The organism is Paraburkholderia sp. SSBN10T, assembly GCF_056619545.1.
Genome location: NZ_JBWQQI010000033.1, coordinates 1 through 21618, shown reverse-complemented (window position 1 = coordinate 21618; position 21618 = coordinate 1). Strand labels below are relative to the sequence as shown.

Annotated in this window: 20 protein-coding genes; 15 read left to right on the top strand and 5 right to left on the bottom strand. The window is 62.9% G+C overall.

The features are described 5' to 3' along the window. Nucleotides 1–95: 95 nt before the first annotated feature. Nucleotides 96–1235: an EAL domain-containing protein gene (locus AC1ECK_RS33700; protein WP_480327141.1), complete on the top strand. Its 1140-nt coding sequence runs from the start codon at nt 96–98 to the stop codon at nt 1233–1235. 161 nt (nt 1236–1396) lie between these two features. Next, a complete protein-coding gene (locus AC1ECK_RS33695) occupies nt 1397–1984 on the top strand; it encodes a TMEM175 family protein (RefSeq protein ID WP_480327139.1) in 588 nt (195 codons plus the stop codon). 280 nt (nt 1985–2264) lie between these two features. Here the strand turns inward: AC1ECK_RS33695 and AC1ECK_RS33690 are convergent, their stop codons facing one another. Next, nucleotides 2265–2957, bottom strand: coding sequence for a GntR family transcriptional regulator (locus tag AC1ECK_RS33690; RefSeq protein WP_480327137.1), 693 nt, complete (start codon nt 2955–2957; stop codon nt 2265–2267). Nucleotides 2958–3168: 211 nt separating this feature from the next. Here AC1ECK_RS33690 and AC1ECK_RS33685 point away from each other — a divergent pair, with 211 nt between their 5' ends. The 5 genes from AC1ECK_RS33685 to AC1ECK_RS33665 all read left to right on the top strand — a co-directional run bounded on the left by AC1ECK_RS33685 (nt 3169) and on the right by AC1ECK_RS33665 (nt 9353). Next, nucleotides 3169–4581 carry an MFS transporter gene (locus tag AC1ECK_RS33685; RefSeq protein ID WP_480327135.1) on the top strand — a complete coding sequence of 471 codons (1413 nt, stop codon included), beginning with the start codon at nt 3169–3171 and terminating at the stop codon, nt 4579–4581. Continuing rightward, nucleotides 4578–5933 (top strand): MmgE/PrpD family protein, encoded by a 1356-nt coding sequence (locus tag AC1ECK_RS33680; protein WP_480327133.1) that lies wholly within the window; start codon nt 4578–4580, stop codon nt 5931–5933. The genes AC1ECK_RS33685 and AC1ECK_RS33680 overlap by 4 nt, the downstream gene beginning before the upstream one ends. Then, nucleotides 5926–6666 (top strand): MmgE/PrpD family protein, encoded by a 741-nt coding sequence (locus tag AC1ECK_RS33675; protein ID WP_480327131.1) that lies wholly within the window; start codon nt 5926–5928, stop codon nt 6664–6666. Before AC1ECK_RS33680 ends, AC1ECK_RS33675 begins: the two co-directional genes overlap by 8 nt. Before the next feature lie 105 nt (nt 6667–6771). Beyond that, complete coding sequence (locus tag AC1ECK_RS33670; RefSeq protein ID WP_480327129.1) at nt 6772–8253, top strand: MmgE/PrpD family protein; 1482 nt, start codon at nt 6772–6774, stop codon at nt 8251–8253. Nucleotides 8254–8297: 44 nt separating this feature from the next. Then, a complete protein-coding gene (locus tag AC1ECK_RS33665; RefSeq protein ID WP_480327127.1) occupies nt 8298–9353 on the top strand; it encodes an esterase in 1056 nt (351 codons plus the stop codon). Between the two features lie 94 nt (nt 9354–9447). On the opposite strand, the gene AC1ECK_RS33660 is transcribed toward AC1ECK_RS33665, so the two are convergent. Both AC1ECK_RS33660 and AC1ECK_RS33655 read right to left on the bottom strand, forming a co-directional pair. Then, nucleotides 9448–10509, bottom strand: a complete 1062-nt coding sequence (locus tag AC1ECK_RS33660; RefSeq protein WP_480327125.1) for an isocitrate/isopropylmalate dehydrogenase family protein — start codon at nt 10507–10509, stop codon at nt 9448–9450. A 33-nt stretch (nt 10510–10542) separates the two neighbouring features. Continuing rightward, entirely contained in the window at nt 10543–11946 is a 1404-nt protein-coding gene (locus tag AC1ECK_RS33655) for an MFS transporter (protein WP_480327123.1), read from the bottom strand. Between the two features lie 206 nt (nt 11947–12152). Between AC1ECK_RS33655 and AC1ECK_RS33650 the strand changes: the two genes are divergently transcribed. After that, nucleotides 12153–13073 (top strand): LysR family transcriptional regulator, encoded by a 921-nt coding sequence (locus AC1ECK_RS33650; RefSeq protein WP_480327121.1) that lies wholly within the window; start codon nt 12153–12155, stop codon nt 13071–13073. A 16-nt stretch (nt 13074–13089) separates the two neighbouring features. Here the strand turns inward: AC1ECK_RS33650 and AC1ECK_RS33645 are convergent, their stop codons facing one another. Continuing rightward, nucleotides 13090–13884: a FadR/GntR family transcriptional regulator gene (locus AC1ECK_RS33645; protein ID WP_480327119.1), complete on the bottom strand. Its 795-nt coding sequence runs from the start codon at nt 13882–13884 to the stop codon at nt 13090–13092. Beyond that, nucleotides 13881–14852, bottom strand: coding sequence for a LysR family transcriptional regulator (locus AC1ECK_RS33640; RefSeq protein ID WP_480327117.1), 972 nt, complete (start codon nt 14850–14852; stop codon nt 13881–13883). Before AC1ECK_RS33640 ends, AC1ECK_RS33645 begins: the two co-directional genes overlap by 4 nt. 222 nt (nt 14853–15074) lie before the next feature. On the opposite strand from AC1ECK_RS33640, the gene AC1ECK_RS33635 reads away from it, so the two are divergent. The 7 genes from AC1ECK_RS33635 to AC1ECK_RS33605 all read left to right on the top strand — a co-directional run bounded on the left by AC1ECK_RS33635 (nt 15075) and on the right by AC1ECK_RS33605 (nt 21325). Beyond that, the gene (locus AC1ECK_RS33635; protein WP_480327115.1) at nt 15075–16439 is read left to right on the top strand and encodes an MFS transporter; all 1365 of its coding nucleotides are present in this window, start codon (nt 15075–15077) and stop codon (nt 16437–16439) included. A gap of 37 nt (nt 16440–16476) precedes the next feature. Beyond that, nucleotides 16477–17382 (top strand): hypothetical protein, encoded by a 906-nt coding sequence (locus AC1ECK_RS33630; RefSeq protein WP_480327113.1) that lies wholly within the window; start codon nt 16477–16479, stop codon nt 17380–17382. 61 nt (nt 17383–17443) lie between these two features. After that, nucleotides 17444–17875 carry a GlcG/HbpS family heme-binding protein gene (locus tag AC1ECK_RS33625; protein WP_480327111.1) on the top strand — a complete coding sequence of 144 codons (432 nt, stop codon included), beginning with the start codon at nt 17444–17446 and terminating at the stop codon, nt 17873–17875. Nucleotides 17876–17990: 115 nt separating this feature from the next. Beyond that, nucleotides 17991–19067 carry a porin gene (locus AC1ECK_RS33620; RefSeq protein WP_480327109.1) on the top strand — a complete coding sequence of 359 codons (1077 nt, stop codon included), beginning with the start codon at nt 17991–17993 and terminating at the stop codon, nt 19065–19067. Nucleotides 19068–19139: 72 nt separating this feature from the next. Beyond that, the gene (locus AC1ECK_RS33615; RefSeq protein WP_480327107.1) at nt 19140–19544 is read left to right on the top strand and encodes a nuclear transport factor 2 family protein; all 405 of its coding nucleotides are present in this window, start codon (nt 19140–19142) and stop codon (nt 19542–19544) included. Nucleotides 19545–19555: 11 nt separating this feature from the next. Beyond that, the gene (locus AC1ECK_RS33610; RefSeq protein WP_480327105.1) at nt 19556–20854 is read left to right on the top strand and encodes an MFS transporter; all 1299 of its coding nucleotides are present in this window, start codon (nt 19556–19558) and stop codon (nt 20852–20854) included. Nucleotides 20855–20953: 99 nt separating this feature from the next. After that, the gene (locus AC1ECK_RS33605) at nt 20954–21325 is read left to right on the top strand and encodes a BON domain-containing protein (RefSeq protein WP_480327103.1); all 372 of its coding nucleotides are present in this window, start codon (nt 20954–20956) and stop codon (nt 21323–21325) included. Nucleotides 21326–21618 lie beyond the last annotated feature (293 nt).

The following is a 21618-nucleotide window of genomic DNA, read 5'->3' as shown; positions in this document are numbered from 1 at the left end:
GCATCTTTTCGATTCGTCGGTCGGCGCCATGTGAGTGGTGCGACGTAGCGCCCCTGGTACGGTTTCATTCAGGGTATTCCGAAGCGGAGATCATCTTGGCTGATTCGAATTTCAGCGCATTGCCGGCGGATCATTCCGGCTCCGACTGGCTGGATATGATCATCAGGATAACGAATTTAGATGCTCTTAAACGTCGATATGTGAAAGATATTGCCACGAAAATCGACCGTGAGTTTCTGGAGCGCTTTCAACATATTGCCGATGACAGATCAACGATCGTCCAATTGGCCCCGGGGTGCATCAGGATTGCCAATATGCTGTGGGCTGACATGAGCCTTTCAAGGATGAGTGCATCTGTGGAGAAACTGCTCGAAGGGGTTGGTGTTGCCGGCGGTCTGCTCTCGCTCGCAGCGCTGGAAGTAACGATTGAGCGCACAAACGGAAAGCCGGGCACGAAGGTGTTGAAAATTCCCGCGTCGGAAGGAAGCACGCACATCACGCATGCAAGTCAGGTGCTGGAAGCCATGGCGAGAGGGAAACTGGCATTTTCATATGAGCCTGTTTTCAGTATCAGCAACATCAACGTTTCTCTATACCATGAGTGTCTCGCGCGGGTGATTCTGCCCGAGTCCAATTGCGCCTTGATGCCGGCTAGTTTTATACCCAGTATCGAGCGGGCAGGGCTCATGCACGAGCTTGACCGGATTGTAGTCTCGTCCGTCATTGATCGACTAACCTCGGATGACAATCTCGTCCTCGGATGCAACATCTCAGCCCAAAGCGCGACAGCGTCACCCTGGTGGACAACCATCTTTGAGAGGCTGCAACGACTGCCCGACGTTGCCCGGCGACTGGTTATCGAAATAACTGAGAGCGCCCCAGTCGTCCCGTCCAACGGACGGGATTTTTCTCAACGCCTCAGTTTGCTGGGATGCCGGTTGGCGATTGACGATTTTGGCGTGGGCTACGGCGTGCATAACGGAGTAGCAATCGGCACGCCTGACATTGTCAAGCTCGATGCGTGCCTGCTGAAGGACGTGAAAAGTGGCCGCCTTGACGTTGAGCGACTCTGTGGTCTTGCTGACCTGGCTCGCGAACTTACCCAAACGGTTGTCATTGAGGGCGTTGAAAACAGCGAAGATCAGGACATTGTCCGGCGTGCCAACTGCGAATGGGCCCAAGGATACTTTCGAGCTGGGGCAGAGGATATTGTTCTGAATCAGGGAGTCAACTAGCCCATGCGGCGTGTATGCGCGAGGCCGAGGGCTTGCCACCTGATCATCCCTGGTTATAAACATCAGGTTTCTGCTGATAAAACCGCGCTGATAGAATGTCCTGAGGAACAGATCCGACCTGAAATAAGCGATTTACAATCCAGCGAGATTGGGAGTGTGGTGTGGAAAGAGGCCGACTGGAGGCGTTCACGGATGGTGTGATCGCCGTAATCATCACCATCATGGTGCTTGAACTGAAAGAGCCAAGCGAAGCAACGTGGCCGGCACTGTTTGCCAATTGGCCGATTTTTCTGAGCTATATCCTGAGTTTCATCTATGTCGGGATCTATTGGAACAATCATCATCACATGATGCACCTGGTCAAGCGCATCAACGGCGCGGTTCTGTGGGCAAATCTATTCTTTTTGTTCTGGCTTTCCCTGTTGCCGTTTGCAACGGGATGGCTCAATGAAGTTCACGAACATGGAGCGTTAGTGCCGACGATTTTCTACGGATTCGTACTGCTTATGACTGCGATTTCGTGGATTCCTTTGTCGAGGGTCTTGATCAGCGCCAACGGCGGAGCCCACTCCGAATTGGGTAAGGCGCTTGAAGGGGGACGGAAAGCGATGCTCTCCATTGCGATCTATGCGCTGGCTATCGCGCTTGCTTTCTACAAGCCGCTCATCGCAGACCTCCTGTATGCCGTGGTTGCCGGCATCTGGCTGGTTCCAGATCGACGCATCGAACGAATCGCTGCATCGAAATGAAATCGGCGCCTGTAGCAATGCACGGCGTTTGGACTTTCCGTCCCGGATGTCGTCATGCGAGGCTCCCGTCAAAGGTCAGCCAGCATGCCATGCGACGTTTCAGCTTTGCCCAGGGACGACATTACAGCTTTGCCGTAACATGAAAACTGGTGATAATTTATATTATGTCAAATCAAATGCACAAGCTCCACCTTGCCTTCCGCTGCATTGCACGGAGGCACAGCGCGCCGGACTGTTCACGCATGGCTGGCCGTAGCAGCAACCGAAACGCGCAGCGCGCTCAGGCAACCCAGATATTCTCGATGGATTTCAACGCCCCCATCACGATGGAACGGTTGAGCGCCGCGGCAAGCGTGCCGTCGCGCTCCGCGTAGGCTTCGCACAGGCGCAGGTGATCCGCGCATGAGCGTTGCATGCGCCCCGGCAGCGACGTACTCAGATGCCGCATGCGATTGGTCCGCATGCGCATGGAGTCGAGCACCTCCTTGAAGATCGCGTTTCGACTCACGCGCAACTCCTCGTCGCGAAACGCAACATTGGCCCAGAAATAGGCATCGACGTCGCCCTGTTCGGCGGCGTTAGCCAGCACTTCATGTGCTCGCCAGAGCGAAGTAATGTCATCGCCCGTTGCGAGTTCAACGATCGCGAGTGACACCTCCGCGTAGAGCATTGCCCGCAGGTGGTATATCTCTCGCACATCCTTCAAGCTCATCGCCGCGACGCGCGGGCGCCGCCGCGGCGACCAGTCCACCATGCGTTCGCGATGCAGCACGAACAGCGCTTCGCGCACCGGTGTCCGGCTCACGCTGAAGCGGCGGGCAAGCTCGACCGAATTCAGGTCGTCTCCCGGCAACAGGCGGCCTTCGATGATGCCGCGCGCCACCCAGTCCACGATTTCCTCGACGCACGAGCTTTCGCTCCCTACCGCTTCCGTGTTGTCGGCGTCCGCCAACACGGCGTCAATGTCTTTCATTCCTGCTTCCTTCGATGTCCCAACAAGGCGCCTCGCGCGCCGTCGCGCTGATTCTACCAAGCACCAGGAGCCGGGACGAGAGGCGCGCCGCTCTATATAGTGTATACACTTATCCGAGTTTACCTTGGAATTTCTCCGTACATAGGCTTACACTGCACAAAGTGTCGACACTAAGAAGAATGGGCCGTACCCAACAACATCGGAGACTTTCATGTATCTGGAAAAAGAGGTCGCCATGGCAGGCACGGTCGAGGCGGGCGTATCCGCCCGGCTCGACCGGCTGCCACCGACACGCTACTTTCGAGGCCTCGTCGCGCGAATCGCCATCGGCGGCTGGTTCGAGTTTTATGAAATGTTCATGGCCGCCTACATTTCGCTTGGCCTTATCCATAGCGGCCTGTACCGCGCCACGACGGAGAGCATGTTCGACGTGCACGGCTTTGCGAGCTTCCTCGGTTCGTTTTTTGCAGGCATGTTCGTCGGCACGGTCGCGCTGGGCGGATTCACCGACCGCCTGGGCCGCCGCGCCGTCTTCACCGCCGCGATGGTGATCTATTCGGTTGCGACGTTTGCGGCGGCCTTCCAGACTTCCCCGGTCGGCATGGACGCCTGGCGTTTCGTTGCCGGACTCGGCATCGGCGTGCAGCTCATTACTGTCGACACTTACATTTCCGAGCTGACGCCCAATCACACCCGCGGGCGCTATTCGGCATTCAGCATTCTCGTCATCCTGACCTCGGTCCCGACGGTTGCGGTGCTGTCGTTTCTCCTCGTCCCCCAAACGTTTCTCGGTCTCGAAGGCTGGCGCTGGGTCATGATCATCGGCTCGGTCGGTGCCGTGCTCATCTGGTTCATGCGGCGCGGCTTGCCCGAATCCCCTCGCTGGCTGGAGAGCAAGGGCCGCCATCCGGAAGCGCGTGCGATCGTCGACGACATCGAGCGGCGCGTGGTTGCCGAAACAGGGCAGGCGCTGGCCGCGCCCGTGCTGGGCGGTCCGCGTACGTCCGACGAAGGCTCCGGGTCGTGGCTCGACATGTGGAAAGGCCGCTACCTGTCGCGCACGGTCATGCTCTCGTGCTTCAATTTTTTCCAGACCTTCGGCGTGTACGGGTTCGGCGCATGGGTCCCGGTGCTGCTCTTCACGAAGGGCATCACGCTCACGCATTCGCTGCTCTACACGATGGTGATCGCCTTCGCCACGCCGCTCGGCGCCATCGGCGCGATGGTCTTCGCCGAGCGCGTGCAGCGCAAATGGCAACTGGTGGGCTGCGCCGCCGTGGTCGCCGTGGCGGGCGTGCTGTTCGGCATGGCGCGCGAACCGGCGCCGATCCTGCTGTGCGGCGCGGCCGTGACGATCGCCAATAACTGGCTGATCGGGATCTTCCATACGTATCAGGCCGAGCTGTACCCGACGCGCATCCGCGCGCGGGCCGTCGGCTTCGTCTTTAGCTGGAGCCGGCTGAGTTCGATCTTCGTCGGCTTCTGGGTGGCGGCGCTGCTCAAGCATTCGGGTGTGCCCGCCGTGTTCGTGCTGATTTCATCAGCGATGTTGGTCATCGTCGTAATGGTGGGCGCCCTCGGGCCGCGCACCAACGGCGTCCGTCTTGAGGAGTTGTCCCAATGAGTTCGATTGCCGCCGCATTTGCGCACGGCCTGTATGCCCTTGCGCAGCGCCCGCTGCCCGCGAACGTCGCGCAGGAAGCGCAACGTTCGCTCATTAATGTGATCGGCACATCCATCGGTGCATCGCGCCATCCCGGCGTGGACGCGATTATCTCGGCCGCGCAGGAACTCGGTGTCGCGCAGCGCGCGCCGGTGCCGGGCCGCAAGGAGCGCGTGGACGTGCATTTTTCCGCGCTCGCCACGGGCTTTGCCGGGCATCTCGATGATTTCGACGACACCCATCTGGCCACGGTGATCCATCCGGCCGCGTCGATTCTTGCCGTCATCACAGCGCTCGCACCGGAGACGAACCCATCGGGGCGCGACGCCCTCACCGCCTTCGCGCTCGGCTGCGAAGCGCAGTTGCGCGTGGGCGTGTCGATCTCGCCGGAGCACTACGACCGTGGCTGGCACATTACCGGCACCTGTGGCGTGATTGGCTGCGCAGTGACCGCCGCCCTGCTGCTCGGCCTGAACGAAGCACAGCTTGCGCAGGCCGCGGCGATTGCTGCCTCGATGTTCGTCGGCCAGCGCGAAGCGTTCGGCACGATGACGAAGCCGTATCACCCCGGCAAGGCCGCGTCCAACGGCATTGCCGCGGCACGCCTCGCACAGGCGGGCCAGCAGGCCGCCGCCGATATCTTCGAGGCGCCCGGCGGCTACTCGCATTCCATGTCCACGCGCGTGGACTTCGAGCAGATGAATGGCGCGTTCGGCGAGCGCTGGGAGCTGCTCTTCAACACGTACAAGCCGTACCCGTGCGGCATCGTCGCGCATCCGGCTATCGACGCGGGCCTCGCCCTCGCCCCTCGCATCGACCATGTTGAGGATATCGAATCGATTACGCTGCGTTGCCATCCGCTCGTGCCGGAACTCATGGGCAACCCGCAGCCGAAGGACGGCCTGCAGGCGCGCTTCAGCGCGATTCACGGCGTGGCCGCCGCGCTGTGCGACAAGCGCGTGGGCCTCGCGCAGTACGAGGACGCCCGCGTGGTCCAGGACGACGTGCGGTGCGTACGCGCGTTGACGACACTCGCGCCGGACGCGTCGGTGAATCGCGACGAGGTGTTCATCCGCGCGACGCTCAAGGGCGGCGCGGTGCTCGAGCATCACGTCGAACATGCGCGCGGCAGCCTCGCGCGCCCGCTTACCGACGACGAACTGATGGACAAGGTGCGCATGCTGATCGACCCGGTGCTCGGCGAAGGCACGGCCGCGAGCCTCGCCACGGTCGTCCAGACGATCGACGCCGCCCCTACGCTCGACACCCTGTTTGCGCTCTGCGCGCCGCAAAAGGAACTGAACCATGCATGAAACCGCACAACACTCTGCCGTTTCCGACGCGTTGACCGCCTTTGCGTGCGGCCCGCTCGATGCGGCATCGGCTGCCGCTGCGCTCGAGGCCGCGAGCCAGCGCCTCGCCGAAGCCCGCTCGCACCTGCATGCCGACAACGCGGTCGCAAAGCAACTGGCGTCGCTGTTGCAGTCGCAAGGCAGCGCGCCCACCGAACTGCGCGTGCGCGCCTGGACGCTGGGGGCGACGCTGGCCCATGCGGCCGCGCCAACGCCCGACGTGCCGGTGCTCGCCACCGTCGTCACGGTAGGCGAGGCGATCGGCGCCTCCGGCGACGACATGGCGCAGGCCGCGGCCATCGGCATCGAAGCCACGGTGCGCATTCTCGCGGCACTCGACAGCAGCGAATTCCGCGCGCGCTGGAACCCGGCGTCGGCCATCGGCGTACTCGGCGCGGCGCTCGCCGCAGCGCGCCTGTACGGTCTGGACGCCACGCGTGCGCGTCACGCGCTGGGCGTTGCGGCCACCCAGGCCGCGGGCCTCGCGCACAACGTGACGCATGCGATGGGAACGCTCGAAACCGGCAAGGCCGCCGCCGATGCGATTGAAGCGGCATTGATCGCGAAGCACGGTTTCACGAGCGCGCCGGCTTCGATCGACGGCCGGCGAGGCCTGGCCGCGTTGATGGCGTACCGCTTCGACGCGGCGAGCCTCGTCGAGGGTATCGGCACGCGCTGGGTGTCCGTGCGCTAGATGCGCCGCGTGTGCACGATCCGGCGCGGGCGTGGCGTCATGCGCTCACGAGCCGCCGCCGGCGTGCCTGCCTTGCCGCGCTGGCGACAACAAAAGGAGACGAACATGTCGGGATTGCCAGCCATGAAGCGGCGTCGTTTCATGCAAACCGCCGCGGCGCTCGCCGCCACTTCCCTGCCCGCCTGGCGCCCGGTCTTCGCCGCGGACGCACCGGACGCCAAATCCGGCGGCACGCCCGCCGACGTCACCGGGCAACTGGCGCGCTATGTGGTCGCCTCGCGCAGTCAGGCGCTGCCCGACGAAGTCGCCACGGCGTGCAAGAACCACATTCTCGATACATTCGGCGCGATGGTTTCCGGTTCGCGCATGCGGTCCGGCGAGCTTGCTACGCGCTACGTGCGCAGCCTGGGCGGCACGCCGCAGGCTTCGGTGGTCGCCTCGAACCTTCGCACGACCTGCGTGAACGCCGCGCTCGCCAATGCAATGTGCGCGCACTCCGACGAAACCGACGACTTCGAGCCCGTAACCAAGGCGCATCCGGGCAGCTCGGTCGTGCCCGCTGCGCTAGCCATAGGCGAACACGCGGGCAGCAGCGGCGAAGCGCTCATGCGCGCCGTCGCGCTCGGCTATGACATGGGCTGCCGCCTGCTCATGGCGCTCGGCCCCGACCTCGTGCGCGGCTCGCACCGCAGCGCCGAAGGCACAGCCTCGACGTTCGGCGCAGTGGGCGCCGCCGCCTCGCTCGCGCAACTGGACGAGCGCGCCACGCGCTTCGCCATTTCGTATGCCGCGCAGCAGGAGTCGGGCTTGTGGAGCTGGGTGAAAGATAAGGACCACATCGAAAAAGCCTTCGATTTCGCGGGCATGGGCGCGCGCAACGGCGTGCAGGCCGTGACGATGGTGCAGTCCGGCATGACCGGCGTGGCCGACGTGCTGGACGGCACGCACAACCTCTTCATCGCGCTTTCCACGCAGCCCAACCCGCAGGCTATGCTCGACGGCCTCGGCAGTCGCTTCTACGTCATGGACACGGCGATCAAGACGTATTCGGTCGGCTATCCGATCCAGTCGCCGCTCGACGCGTTGCTCACGCTGCGCAAGGAGAACGGCCTCACGCCCGCGAACGTGAGCAGCATCGACGTGCATGTGCCGAGCGATGCGGTCGGCATCGTGGGCGACAGCGCCATGCCCGACGTGAACTGTGCGCACATGGTGGCCGTCGCGCTGGTGAAGGGCGCCGTGTCGTTCGCGGACAGCCACGACGTCTCGTTGATGCACGATCCGCACATGATCGCCCAAAGCCAGAAAGTGAAGGTGATCGCCGATCCCGCACTGGACGACCCCGCCGCGCCGCGTGGCGCACGCGTCGACATCACGCTCACGGACGGACGCACGGTCAGCCACACCACGCGCTTTCCTCCCGGCACGAAAGAAAACCCGCTGAGCGTGGAAGGCGTGAATGCGAAGACGCGCGACCTGATGGCACCCGTGCTCGGAAAAGAGAAGACCGAGCGCCTCATCGCGCAGATCAACCATCTTGAAGCGGTACACGATATCCGCGCATTGCGTGCACTGCTCACGGTTTGAGTGAGCCGGTCATCGACGAAATTTATATTAAGGATAACGATTCAATGAAACTGACTGCCACTATCCGGCGTCTGCCGGTCCTGCTTTTCGCGTGCGCCCTCGTGGCCGCCTGCACCGCTCCGAGATCCGATCTGGCGAGCGCGCCAACAGCCCCGCTTGAAATCGCGCAGCAGGGAAGCTTTTTCGTCGGCGGACGCGACGTGCATTCGGACACCTTGTCCACGATCCCCAACTACGTCGCATCGGGAACGGTCACGGTGGACCAGATGTATGTCCGCTACCAGGTGCCCGTCAATCCGAAGCCGCTCTCGCTGACGCTCGTGCATGGCTGCTGCCTCACGGGCATGACCTGGGAAACCACACCCGATAGCCGCATGGGCTGGGAAGAATACTTTGTGCGCAAAGGCTATTCGACCTACGTGATCGACCAGTCAGGACGCGGGCGCTCGGCCACGGACATCGGCACGATCAACGCGGTCCGGACGGGCAACGCGCCGCCTTCGCAATTGCCCAAGGTCTTCGCGGTGCCGCACGAGTCGGCGTGGGCGATCTTCCGCTTCGGCCCGGCCTACCCGCAACAGTTTCCGGGCGAACAGTTTCCCGTCGAAGCGCAGAGCGCGCTCTGGCAGCAGATGGTGCCCGACTGGAGCCCCTCGCTCGCAACGCCCAATCCAACGGTTCCCGCGCTTTCCCAGCTTGCACGGCGACTGGGAAAGACAGTCCTGATCAGCCACTCGCAGGCCGGCATCTATCCGTTCCAGACGGCGGCTATCAGCAACGAGGGCATCGCGGCAATCGTCTCGCTCGAACCCGGCGAGTGCCCTTCGGCGACCGGCGACGTGACGCCGTACACGAAGATTCCGATCCTCGTACTATTCGGCGACTACATCAACCTCTCGCCGCGCTGGGCCCCGCGCCTCACCGCATGCCGCGCATTTGTCGACGCGGTCGACCGCCAAGGCGGCCATGCGCAACTCGTGCTGCTGCCTGACGAGGGCATACACGGCAACACGCACATGATGATGCAGGACCGAAATAACCTCGTCGTTGCCGACTGGGTCCTGAACTGGATCGACACGCACGCGGCAGCCTCGCGTTAGCCCGGTTTCGACAGCCATATCGGAATTTCGGGCCGACCCCGGCGAAGATCGGGCGTGACAACTCGCCTTGCGCTGCACGCCCCCTCTTCATACTTTATCGGCGCAGAAGCGCCTTGACGATCGCATCGCCCATTTCATGCGTCTTGCTCGTGCCACCGAGGTCCGCCGTCAATGCCCGCTTCTCGCGCATGACTTCGCTCACCGCGGCTTCGATCCGCGCCGCCGCGCGGCTCGCGCTCGACACCGTGTGCTTGCGCCCCAGCCAGTCGAGCAGCATTTTGCCGGACATCACCATTGCATACGGGTTAGCGATGCCACGGCCCGCGATATCGGGTGCCGAGCCGTGCGTGGCTTGCGCCATGGCATGGTTTGGGCCTGCCGAAAGACCGGGTGCAAGTCCGAGCCCGCCAACGAGGCCTGCGGCTTCGTCGGTCAAGATATCGCCGAACATGTTGGTCGTGACAACTACATCGTACTTTTGCGGCGTCATCACGAGGCGCATGGCGAAGGTGTCGACAATGGCTTCGGTCATCGTGACATTGGGATACTCCGCGGCGATTCGCTTGGCCTCTTCGACGAACATGCCGCAACCCAGCTTGAACACGGTGTCCTTGTGAACGACGGTGAGATGCTTGCGGCGCGCACGCGCCAGCTTGAACGCCTCGTGAAGCACCTTGGACGAACCGGCCCGCGTAATCACGCGCACCGATATCGTCACGTCGTGCGTCGGACGGAACTCGCCGGAACCGGCCACGACGTTGCGGTCGGGCTGAAAACCTTCATTGTTCTCGCGCACGATGACGAGGTCGACATCCTGATGCAACGATGGAATGCCGGGATAAGAGAGCGCAGGACGAATGTTTGCGAACAGATCGAAATGCTTGCGCAAAATCGGATGCGGATTGATCGCCTCCGGCACCTTGGGATAGGCCATGTGCCCGATCGGCCCGAGCACCCAGCCGTCGAGCGCCTCGAGCCGTTCGAGCGTGTCGGGCGGCAACGTGTAGCCGAGCGTGTCGTAGGCGCGCTTTCCGATCGGCATCGGATGCCAGTCGATCTTGAGCCCACTGATTTCGGCGGCGGCCTGCATCACTTTCACGGCCTCAGGCACGACCTCGTGCCCAATATCGTCGCCTTCCAGAACCCCAATCTTCATGTTTCGTACTCCGGTTGCAGTAAAGAGTGCTGCTTAAGGGGACAGCGTTTCCAGGCTGCGCCCGTTCGTGCGCGGCCCGAAGACGCCAATACCAACAATGATCGCGAACATGGCGACCCCGATCATGCAGAAAACGCCGGCCTGGCCGTAACGCGCCATCAGGTCGCCGACCCAATAGCCGACGAAGACGGAACTCACACGGCTCCAGCAGAACGTGAAACCGATTGCGCGAGCGCGAATGCGCGTGGGAAAAAGCTCCGCTGCATAGGGATGAAAGATCGCGATCATCCAGTTGTTGCCCAATGCGATCAGCGCCCCCGCTATCACGATGACGGGCACATTGAGTCCCGTCGCGAACACGGTTCCCGCCAGGCCGATCAGGCATGCGCAGAACACGAGCTGCCACTTTCGCTCCACGCGTTCCGCAAAATAGCTCCCGCATGCCGCGCCGACCGGCGCCATCAGCACAATGGCAAGCGAATAGTTCAGCGAATGCACGAACGAAAACCCGTGGTTGATCAACAGTACCGGCACGAATGCGGTGAAGCCGAAAACGGCGATCGTCTGCGAGAACTGGAACACCGAAATGATGAGCGTGCGCGGCAAATAGCGGCGCCCGAACATTTCGCGCCAGTTGCCCTTTTCAATTACCGCGTCCGGGACAGCGAGGTCGGGCATCGAAAGCGGCGCGCCCGCTTCGCGCTCGACAGCCTGCTCGATGTCGCGCACGACGCGGTCGGCTTCTGCAACACGCCCGTGGACTTCGAGCCAGCGCGGCGACTCGGGAAGCCCGCGCTGCAGAAAGAACACGAGGAGGCCGCTCGCCGAACCCAGCCCGACGACGATGCGCCAGCCGTCGATTCCGAGCGGATCATGCGGCACCAGCAACGCGGCCAGAAAGGCGGCGACCGGAATCGCCGAGAGCACGAAAATATAGGAGGTCGTCATGTAGAGGCCGCGACTCATACGCGGCGTCAATTCCGTCACGTAACAGTCGTTGTTGATGAGTTGCATGCCAACCGCGAATCCGGCGACGAAGCGGGCCGCGTCTATCCAGAGCGGATCGCCCAGCAGCGCGACCGCGAGTTGGGCCGCCGAATAGACGAACATCGAATACACGAACACCGAGCGCCGTCCAAACCGGTCGGACACGGAACCAAAAACAGCAGTACTAATAAACATGCCGACAAAAAACGAGGCGAGAAAGCTCGCGAAACTGTGATAGTCGAACAATCCCTTGTTGGAGATCGTGTAAATGTGCGAGCGCACAAGCCCGAGTGAAATGAATCCCGGCATGAACAGTTCGAAAAATTCGAACCATCCGCCGGCAGCGATGCGCGCGACGATCTTCATCAAATAGCGCGATCGCGGCAGCCGGTCGATTCTCGCAAGAATTGCGTAGTTGGCTTTGAGCGTTAAGGGTGGCGTGGTATCCATGTCTGTCTCCGTCCTTCCGATTTGTTTTCACGCCTGTTGATGTCATCACCGGGAGTTCTGGGAAGGCGTGACCGCTCGTGGAAATGAAGCGTACGAAAACTGGCTCGGTTGGCGGTTTGGATTGGCCGAGCCATTGCATTGTTGATGTGACGGTGCGCAGAGGCAATAGCAAAGCCAGTTACTTCTCTACTAACCAGAGGTAATCAATGATCGACCGGAATGATCTGAACCTTGTGCTGGCGGTTCGCGAGACCGGCAGCCTGACGGGCGCCGCGAGGCGGCTGCAAATCACGGGAGCGGCTGTCACCAAGCGATTGGCTCAGATCGAAAGCTTGCTGGCGGTCAAGCTTTTCGTGAGGACCACGCGAAGCGTCGCAGCGACTTCCGAAGGCGAAATGTTCTGCGAACATGCAAGGCAACTCGTCTCGGGATTCGAATCGCTTGAGTCGCGCCTGACCGACTTCGCAACTACGCCGGTTGGGTCGATCAAGCTCGCCAGCAACATCGGCTTCGGGCGGCAGTGGCTCGCGCCTGCCATTCGGGAGTTCTCGCAATGCTATCCGTCGGTAGCGATCGAACTGCAACTTCTGAACCGTCTGCCCGATTTGCAGGCAGAAGGCTTCGACGCTGCTCTCTGGCTTTGGCAACCCGTTTCGCCTCAATGGATCGTTCATACGCTGGCGCGCAACATTCGCGTGATCGTAGCTTCGCCGGGCTATTTGAAGCGTTACGGCGAGCCCCGGGTACCCGACGATTTACGCGATCACCGATGCCTGCTTATGCGCGAACGCGACATGCCGGTCAACGTCTGGCGACTCAATTGCGTCGGGCCGCATGGGGACGACGCGCAGACGCTTGAGATTCGCGTGAAGGGCATCCTTTCGAGCAACAATGGGGAGGTTTTACGCGACTGGGCGCTAAACGGCGCGGGTATCGCATTGCGGCCATATTGGGACGTACATGAGCACATCCAGAACCGCTCCTTGATCCACGTACTAAGTCACTATGCCAAGCTGGATTCCGATGTGCAATGGATTGCGCCTTACCGCTCACATCTGCCGGAACGCGTACGGCTTTTAAGGGAATTCCTTGAGTCTCGCATTCGGAGTGCTGTCTGGATTCGTTGAGCATCGCGGTACCAGTTCACTGCTTGAAGGCATCGCCAAGTGTCGACAGCGCGAGGTCGGATACATGAGGTCCCGCAGCGTTCGGCAGCGCGGTGATGGTCTTCATCGAGCGCTCGTGGTACAAGCGCGACGCGACCCGCGCACCTTCGACATCTCCGGCGCGGATCGCGTCGACGAGGCGCTGCCTTTCGTTCGACATGCGCGCAGCCGTCTTGCGCCATGCCTCGAAGCGCTTACCCTGGATTTCCCTGACGAGGCCGATCTGCATCCGCGCGAGGAACCTGCACAGCGCGATCAGCAGCGGATTGCCCGAGGCGTTGACCAAGGCATGAAGGAAGCGCACCAGCGCGGCCGCGATGTCCTCCGGCGTCACCGCATGGTCGACGGCCAGCAACGCCTGCTGCATTTCGGTCACGTCGCTCTCGGTGGCTCTCGCCGCTGCGAGCTCGGCCGCGTAGGTGTTGAGCGCGCCATGCACGCCCAGCACCTGCGCGATGCCAACGTCCTCGAGCTGGATCAGCGAGCGCAGCGACATCGCGAAGATCTCGTCGGCCTGTGCGGTGACGTACACGCCCTTGCCGTGCTTGACCTCGACCAGCCCCGCGCTCGCGAGCCCGCGGATCGCTTCGCGCACGCTTGCGACGCTCACGACATACTGGCTCGCAAGCTCGCGCTCGGGCGGCAGCCTGGAGCCGTGCATGAACTCCCGCGTGAGGATCCGTTGCCGGATATCCTCCAGCACACGCTCGATCACGCCGGCCTTATCGTTTGGCCGTGCCGGCCGTTGCTGCGCATCACGCGGCGTAGTCATCGCTTGCCACTCCTCGCGCGGGCCGGCCCCGCAAGTGTCGAAAAGGTGGGCACCGACGGCATGAACTGCCGCAGCCCGTCCCTGAACAGCCGCGCGATCAGATCCCGCATCCAGATGTTGCCCGGATCCGTCGAGTAGCGGCGGAACCAGTAAAGACTGACATCCATTGTGTGTTTTGCTCCCGGAAGCTCGATCTCGCTATAGGGCGTCGACTTCTTCCATTGATCGAACACCGAGGTCACATAGCGCGGCACCACGGCCGCGAGACTGGTTTGCGCACAGATGGCCGGCAGGACGAGGAAGTGCGGCACGGACAGTCGCACCCGGTCCTGCAGGCCATGCTGAACCAGGATCTTCAGCGTTTCGGGGTGCGAGCTGACCACGACGAACTCGAGCCCGTCGAGCACCGGCGGGATGCCCGCAGGCTGACCGATCTTCAGCGGCGCGAGAATCACATATTCCTCGTCGAACAGAAATTCCGACTGAAACAGTTCTTCGAGCAACGGCAGATAGCCTATCGCGAAGTCGATCTGCCCGCTTTCGAGCGCCTGGGTCAACTCGACGCTGCCGAGCTGGCAGGTTTCGACGCGCACGCCCGGTGCGCACTCCTGAATTTCCCTTACCAACGATGGCAGGAAGACCGCCTCGCCGAAGTCGCTCATGTGGATCAGAAAGGTCCGCCGGCCGCTCGTCGGATCAAAGCTCGAACCCTCGTCGAGCGTCACCTGCAATGCCCGCATGGCCTGTTGGATCGACGGCGCGATGCGGCTCGCCGCAATCGTCGGCTCCACGCCGCCGTGCAAGCGCACGAACAGCGGGTCGCCGAACAGCGCGCGCAGCCGCGTGAGACCGTGACTGACCGACGGCTGCGTAATGCCCAGCCGGACCGCGGCGCGGCTCACGCTGCGCTCCATGTAGATCGCGTCGAATACCTTAAGCAGGTTCAGATCGACCGAATAAATATTCATGCTGTCTATATGAAAAATGTACTGCCCTGCATGGACACCGGCGCTGTCGCTTCCTTAGACTACGTGCACTACCCCGCTCTTTGCCCGATAAAAGCTTCAAGGCGGATCGCATGGCAAGGCACGTCGATATGGTAGTCGACTCATCAGTTAACCGGCACAGCCGGCCATAAAAAAATCGCTCGCAGTGGGCAACGACCCATGTTGCGATGCACAGGAGGAGACGTGAACACGACGAATCAGGTCGATCTGGAAACACTCATCAACTCGCAGCGCATCGGGCGTTTCCAGATTCTCGTCATTGCGTTGTGCGGACTCGTCGCGATGATGGATGGCTTCGACATGCAGTCGATCGCGTTCATCGCGCCCGAGATCGCCGTCGCATGGCACATCACACCGCGCGTATTCGGCTTCGTTTTCAGCGCAGGCCTGCTCGGCGGGCTGGTGGGCGCCGTGCTGTTCGGGCGCATCGGCGACAGCCGGGGCCGCAAGGGCGCCTTGCTGGCCGCCCTGCTGCTCGTGAGCGTCGGTTCGCTGCTCACGCCGTTTGCGACTTCGATTGCGGGCTTGATCGCTGCGCTCGCGTTCACCGGCCTCGGGCTGGGCGGCGCGATGCCCAACTTCATTGCGCTGGCCTCCGAATACTCGCCTGCGCGAAGAAGGGCCTCGCTCGTCGCGATGATGTTCTGCGGTTTTCCACTAGGCGCCGTCGTCGGCGGCTTCATCTCGGCCCGACTGATTCCGCTGTTCGGCTGGCAAAGCGTGTTCTTCACAGGCGCCGCGTTCTCGCTGTTCGCACTGGTGGTGGCCTTCACCCTCATTCCCGAGTCTGCGCGTCTGCTGGCGTTGCGCGGCAAGCGCGACAAAGTGCTGCCGATCCTCGGGCGGATGGGCTGCGCCGCTGCATGGAACGGTGAAGTCGGCGTTGCCGCGGGCGGCCGCGGGTCGGTGCGCAGCCTCTTCAGCGATGGGCGCGCGCGGGGCACGCTGCTACTGTGGATCGCGACCTTTCTCAGCATGTGCATGCTGTACATGCTGATCAACTGGATCCCGATGATGGTGCGACGCAGCGGCCTCAGTATCGAAAGTGCGGTGATCGCGGTGGCGATGCTCAATCTCGGCGGCATCATCGGCAGTACGACGCTCGGGCGCGTGTCCGATGCGTTCGGCCGGCCCGCAATCGTGGTCGGCAGCGCGTTCTCGATCGGCGCGTTCGTGATCGCATCGATCGGCTACGTGCTGCACTCGGGTCCCGGTGTGTCGATGGTCGCGGTGCTGGCCGGCTTCTTCAGCTACGGCGCACAACTCTGCACGGTTGCGCTCAGCGCAGCCTTCTACGACACCTTCTCGCGTGCAACCGGGATCGGCTGCTGCATGGCGGCTGGGCGAGTCGGCGCGATCGCAGGGCCGATCTTCGGCGGCATGCTTCTCGGTTCCGGCACGAGCGCGCCGTCACTCTTCATGCTCACCGGCCTGACCTCGCTCGGCGCCGGCATAGCGATCCTGGCCATGGGCCTCTTCGTCCTGAAAGGACGCCGGCGCGACACGCACGGCGCCGACAGTCCGACCGTCGTCCGGCGCGCGACCTGAGCCAGGCATTACGAACCATTAACCCGGAGCATTACGAATGAAAATAGTCCCCTTCGTCGATTCGGACTGGGCCAGCGACCATCCGCTCGGAACGATTCTGTTCAAGCACCTGTTGGGCGGCGAACCCGGTTCGCCCGACAACTTCATGTACATCCTGGGCCGCCAGGATGGCGACTTCTCGATGCCGACGCATCGCCACAACTTCGACCAGATTCGCCTGCCTCTGCGCGGCGCGATGGATCACGGCCGTACCGGCGTGCTGCGCGAGAACGAGATCGGCTATTTCCCGGAAGGGCTCGCTTATGGACCGCAAAACGATCCGCTCGGCAACACGCCGCCCGGCGAGCGCATGCAGCTCGTGCTGCAGTTCGGCGGCGCGTCCGGCTATGGCTTCCTCGACATCGAACGGCGCCGCAAGGCTCGCGCCGAGCTGGCCACGATCGGCGAATTTAAGGGACCGTTCTACCACTGGCCCGACGGCAGGAAGGACTGGGCGCTCAGCGCAATCTGGGAACGCGCGATGGGAAGCCGGCTGCGCTACCCGCACCCGCGTTACCGCTATCCAGTCATCATCAACCCCGCATCGTTCAACTGGCTGCCGGCGACGGGCACGAACGGGGTCGCGCACAAGTTCCTGGGTGCGTTCTCCGAGCGCGGCGTGTGGATCGAGATGATCCTGATCGAGTCCGGCGCCGTCTGGCGTTCGATCGACCCGCGCGGTCGGCGGATCCTGACCGTGCTTGAAGGCGAAGGCGCCGTACAGGGACAACCGTTGGGCTATCTCGGCACGCTTCAGGTGGAATCCGACGAAACCGTCACCATCGAGGCCAGCCAGACGATGCAGCTCTTTCTCGTCGGCCTGCCGCCGGTTGAATTGCCTGAACGGGAATCCGACCGCTACGACGAGGAGCCGATGCCGGACGAACCAGCGGTACACCCATGAGCTGCGCCATGCGTAGCCAGTTGAACCCGCCCGAAGTCATTTGAACAAGCAAGGAAAACCGATGCAAGGACTGTCACTAAGCGCCGCTTCCCAGATCGCCGATGCCGCGCTCACCCGCGCACGCGCGATTAACTGCAAACCGCTGACCGTCGCCGTACTCGACCCCGGCGGCCATCTGATCGTGCTCAAGCGCGAAGACAACTCCGGTATCCTGCGCCCGCAGATCGCCTACGCGAAAGCCTGGGGCGTGCTCGGCATGGGCCACGGCGGCCGCCTGCTGGCGGAGCGCGCCGTCGTGGCGCCCGCGTTCTTCGCGGCATTGGGGGACATCTCCGGCGGCCGCATCGCACCGGTTCCCGGCGGCGTGCTGGTGCGCGACAGCCACGACAACCTGCTCGGCGCGATCGGCATCAGCGGTGACACATCCGAGGTCGACGAAAGCTGCGCGGTGTTCGCAATCGAAAGCGCCGGATTGAAGGCCATCTGCGACTGAAGGCGCCCGCTTCCGTATCCGACGGGTACGGACCACGCCCTCCCCGCACCTGAACATGCCCGGTAAGGCAGTGAAACAAATAAAAAAGATCGATTTACTAAATCAGGAGACCTATATGAAATTTCGTTGGTTGCTTCTCGCCGTCGGCTTTTCCGTCAGTTCGGCAGTCTATGCGCAAAGCAGCGTCCAGTTGTTCGGCGTGCTCGATGCCGGCATCACCTATACATCCAACCAGAACGGCAAAAGCAACGTGTTCTATCAGAGTGGCACGATGGTGCCGACTATCTTTGGCCTGCGCGGCAACGAAGACCTGGGAGGAGGACTTCATGCGATCTTCAAGCTGGTCGACAACTTCAACGACGGCACCGGCGCAATGGTCAACGGCCTGCTGTTCGGCAAGGAAGCGTGGGTCGGTCTTCAGGACGAGAAGTACGGCACGCTGACGCTCGGCAACCAGTTCGATTACATGTTCCGCTATATGACGATCGACCGTTGGGGCTACATGCTGAAGTACAACCCCGTCTACTACACGCAGCAAGGGCCGTTCTCGAAGCTCGGGCTGCCAGGCGGCGCGATGGACTTCGACCGCACCGCGGGCAGCATCACCACCAACAACTCGATCTCCTATGAGACCCCGACGATCTCCGGCTTCGGGTTCGGCGCGATGTATGCGCTCGGCGGACAGGCGGGATCGATCAGCCAGGACAGCACGCAGAGCTTCGGGCTGCGCTACTCCAACGCGCTCGCCACGCTCGACGCCGCCTACACGTACACGCGGTTTCCCGGCATCAACAACGGTAACAACGGCATCCGCAACTGGGGCATCGGCGGTCGCGTCAACATCTACAACGCGGCCATCGACGCGATGTTCACGAACACCGAAAACACTTACAACGGCGGCCGCGTGAACGTGTACGAAGTCGGCGGCTTTTACGCGCTTCCTGGTTCGAACGTGATTACGGTCGAATACCAGTACGACCAGGGCAACGCCGTGCTCAGCGACGACAAGGCGCAGCAGATCAACCTGACCCTCGCGCACGACCTGTCCAAGAGAACGATGGTGTACGTAACCCTGGCCCGCCAATGGGCGGGCGGCGACGGGCAGGCACTCGCGACGATCATCGGGTCGGGCGCGAGTTCGTCGAACGGCAGCCAGACGCTCGCGCGGGTCGGCATGACGCTGCGCTTTTGAGCGGCGGCGCTTCGCGGGATGCGTGACACGCGCGAGGCGCTATCACTGTTTCGGATAACCAGGAGATTGCTTGTGATACACGACGAAGACGTCCGCGCCATCGAGCGCCTGCTGAGCGATTTCGCGTGGTGCGCGGATCGCGGAGACGGCGAATCGATGGGCCGGCTGTTCGTACCGGATGGCGTGCTGCACGTCGGCGGCGCCATCCTGAGCGGACGCGAGGCGATCGCGCGCGACTGCGAGCGGCGCCACGCCCAACTGGGCCGCAAGACCCGCCATCTGTGGTCGAACCTGCGCGTCGACGCGGTCGACGCGAACCGCTCGCGCTCGACCGCGGTGCAGATCACGTTCGAGCACCGCTCATCGGACGGCACGCTGCAGGTGCGGGTCAACGACGTCTTCGACCGGCTGCGCCGCGCCGAAAACGGCGCCTGGCTGATCGAGGAGCGCATCATCCAGCGCGAAATCGCGTTCTAGCAGGGAGAGCCATGTACCTGGACGAACGGAGTACGGCCATAGCCCCCCGCGTGCGGCTTTCCGGCCTGCAGTTGCGCATCATCTTGCTGTGCGCTGCCGTCACGCTGGCCGACGGCTTCGACACGCAGTCGATCGCATTCGTCGCACCGCATATCGTCGATGCCTGGCGAGTCAGCCCGGTCCTGTTTGCGCCGGTTTTCGCAGCCGGTCTGCTGGCCAGCTTCATCGGCGCGCTCGTGCTGGGCCCAATGGGTGACCGGATTGGGCGGAAGCCGGCCCTCGTGATCTCGCTCGCGATCTTCGCTGCGGGGTCGCTCGGAACGGCGTTCAGCGGCTCGATCGGAGCGCTGATCGTGATGCGGCTCGTCACCGGACTCGGCCTCGGTGGTGCGCTGCCCTGCTCCATCACGCTCGCGTCCGAACACGCACCGGCCGAGCGGCGCGAATCGCTGGTTTCGCTGATGTTCTGCGGATTTCCGCTCGGCGCGGTGCTGGGCGGCCTGTCGTCCGAAGCGATGGTCGCGCTGTGGGGGTGGAAGAGTGTGTTCATCGCCGGCGGCGTGCTGCCGGTCGCGCTGGGTGCGCTGTTCGTGCCGCTCGTGCCCGAATCGGCAAGCTATCTCGCGAGCCGCAGATCGTCGTCGCCGGGCAGCTCGAGCACCGGGCGCACGCCGCGTTCCTCGCGCCCCGTTGCCGTGCACCGGCTCTTCACCGAAGGCCGTGCCGCCGGCACACTGCTGCTGTGGACAACGCTGTTCCTGAGCCTGCTGCTGACGTACTTCCTGATCTCCTGGATTCCGCTGATCGCTCGCGTCAGCGGCACGAACGTCCGTGTTGGCGTGATCGCCGTGTCGTTACTCAATCTCGGCGCGGTGTGCGGCTCGATTCCGCTCGGCCGGCTCGGCGACCGCTACCGCCCCTGGCGTGTGATCCGTGCGGGCTTCGTCCTGGGGGCCATGGCGATCTTCTGCATCGGCCTCGGCCAGCATTCGCCCGTGCTGCTGTGCATCGCTGCCTTCGTTGCGGGGATGCTGAGCATCGGCGCGCAGATGTGTGCCGTATCGTATGCGGCTACGCTATACAGCACGCAACTGCGCGGCACCGGCGTCGGCTGGGCGATGGGCATCGGCCGTCTGGGGGCTATCGCGGGCCCGATGCTCGGCGGCCTGCTCGTGAACGTCAGCATGAATCCTCCTGCCCTGTTCGCGTTCGCCGCGGGCGTGTCGCTCGCGGCCGGCGGCTCGATCTGGGCGCTTGGGACGAAGGGCAGCGGCCTCGCGGCACGAACCGTGGACGGCGGCACGCGATGAGCGCGGCAAGCCATTAATCCCGCGCGGGTGATGCTGTATCGAGGATGGTTCCGTTGCGGGCTATGCAATCAAGATAATTCTGACATCAGGAGAAACAGCATGAAGGCAATTCAAAGACTTAGCCTGGTCGCCGGCGCAATGTTGATCGCCGCCGGCTCGCTTCAAGCGTACGCCCAGGACGCTTCAGAGCCCGCCACGGCGACCAGCGGTGCGGCTTCGACCGCCAGGCAGCAGTCCAAGGCAGCAAGGGCGGCCGACCGCGCGCTGTCCCGCAAGATTCGCGCTGCGCTCGCAAAGGACAAGGATCTCGACGGCGCCAGCATTTCTGTACGGGTGAAGAACGGAGCAGTCACGCTGCAAGGATTGGTGCGAGACCAGTCGCAGAGCGAATGCGCAACCCAGATCGCCAGGGGCGTTGCCGGCGTGACGTCCGTCAGGAGCACATTGACGAACCGATCGCTTGGAAATTGACCGACATGACGTGCCGGAGCCGCCCCGCGATGTATGACTCAAGCTCGACCTAAACCGCTCGCTCCGGCGCAAACCCGAAGTTCAGTTATCGGCAGTCTCGTAGTTGAGGTACATCGATTGAATGCCATTTTGACGCCGGGTGTCTTGTACAGCCAGCCACCCGGCCAGCGCAGCGTGGCCGCGGCCGGCGCCGCGTGCCTGCCGCGTGAGGCGCGCGAATCGCGTGTCGAGGGTGTGCGCCCAAGCACAATATACTTCTGGCGCACAAAGGCCCCTTCAGGTTCCCATAAGGT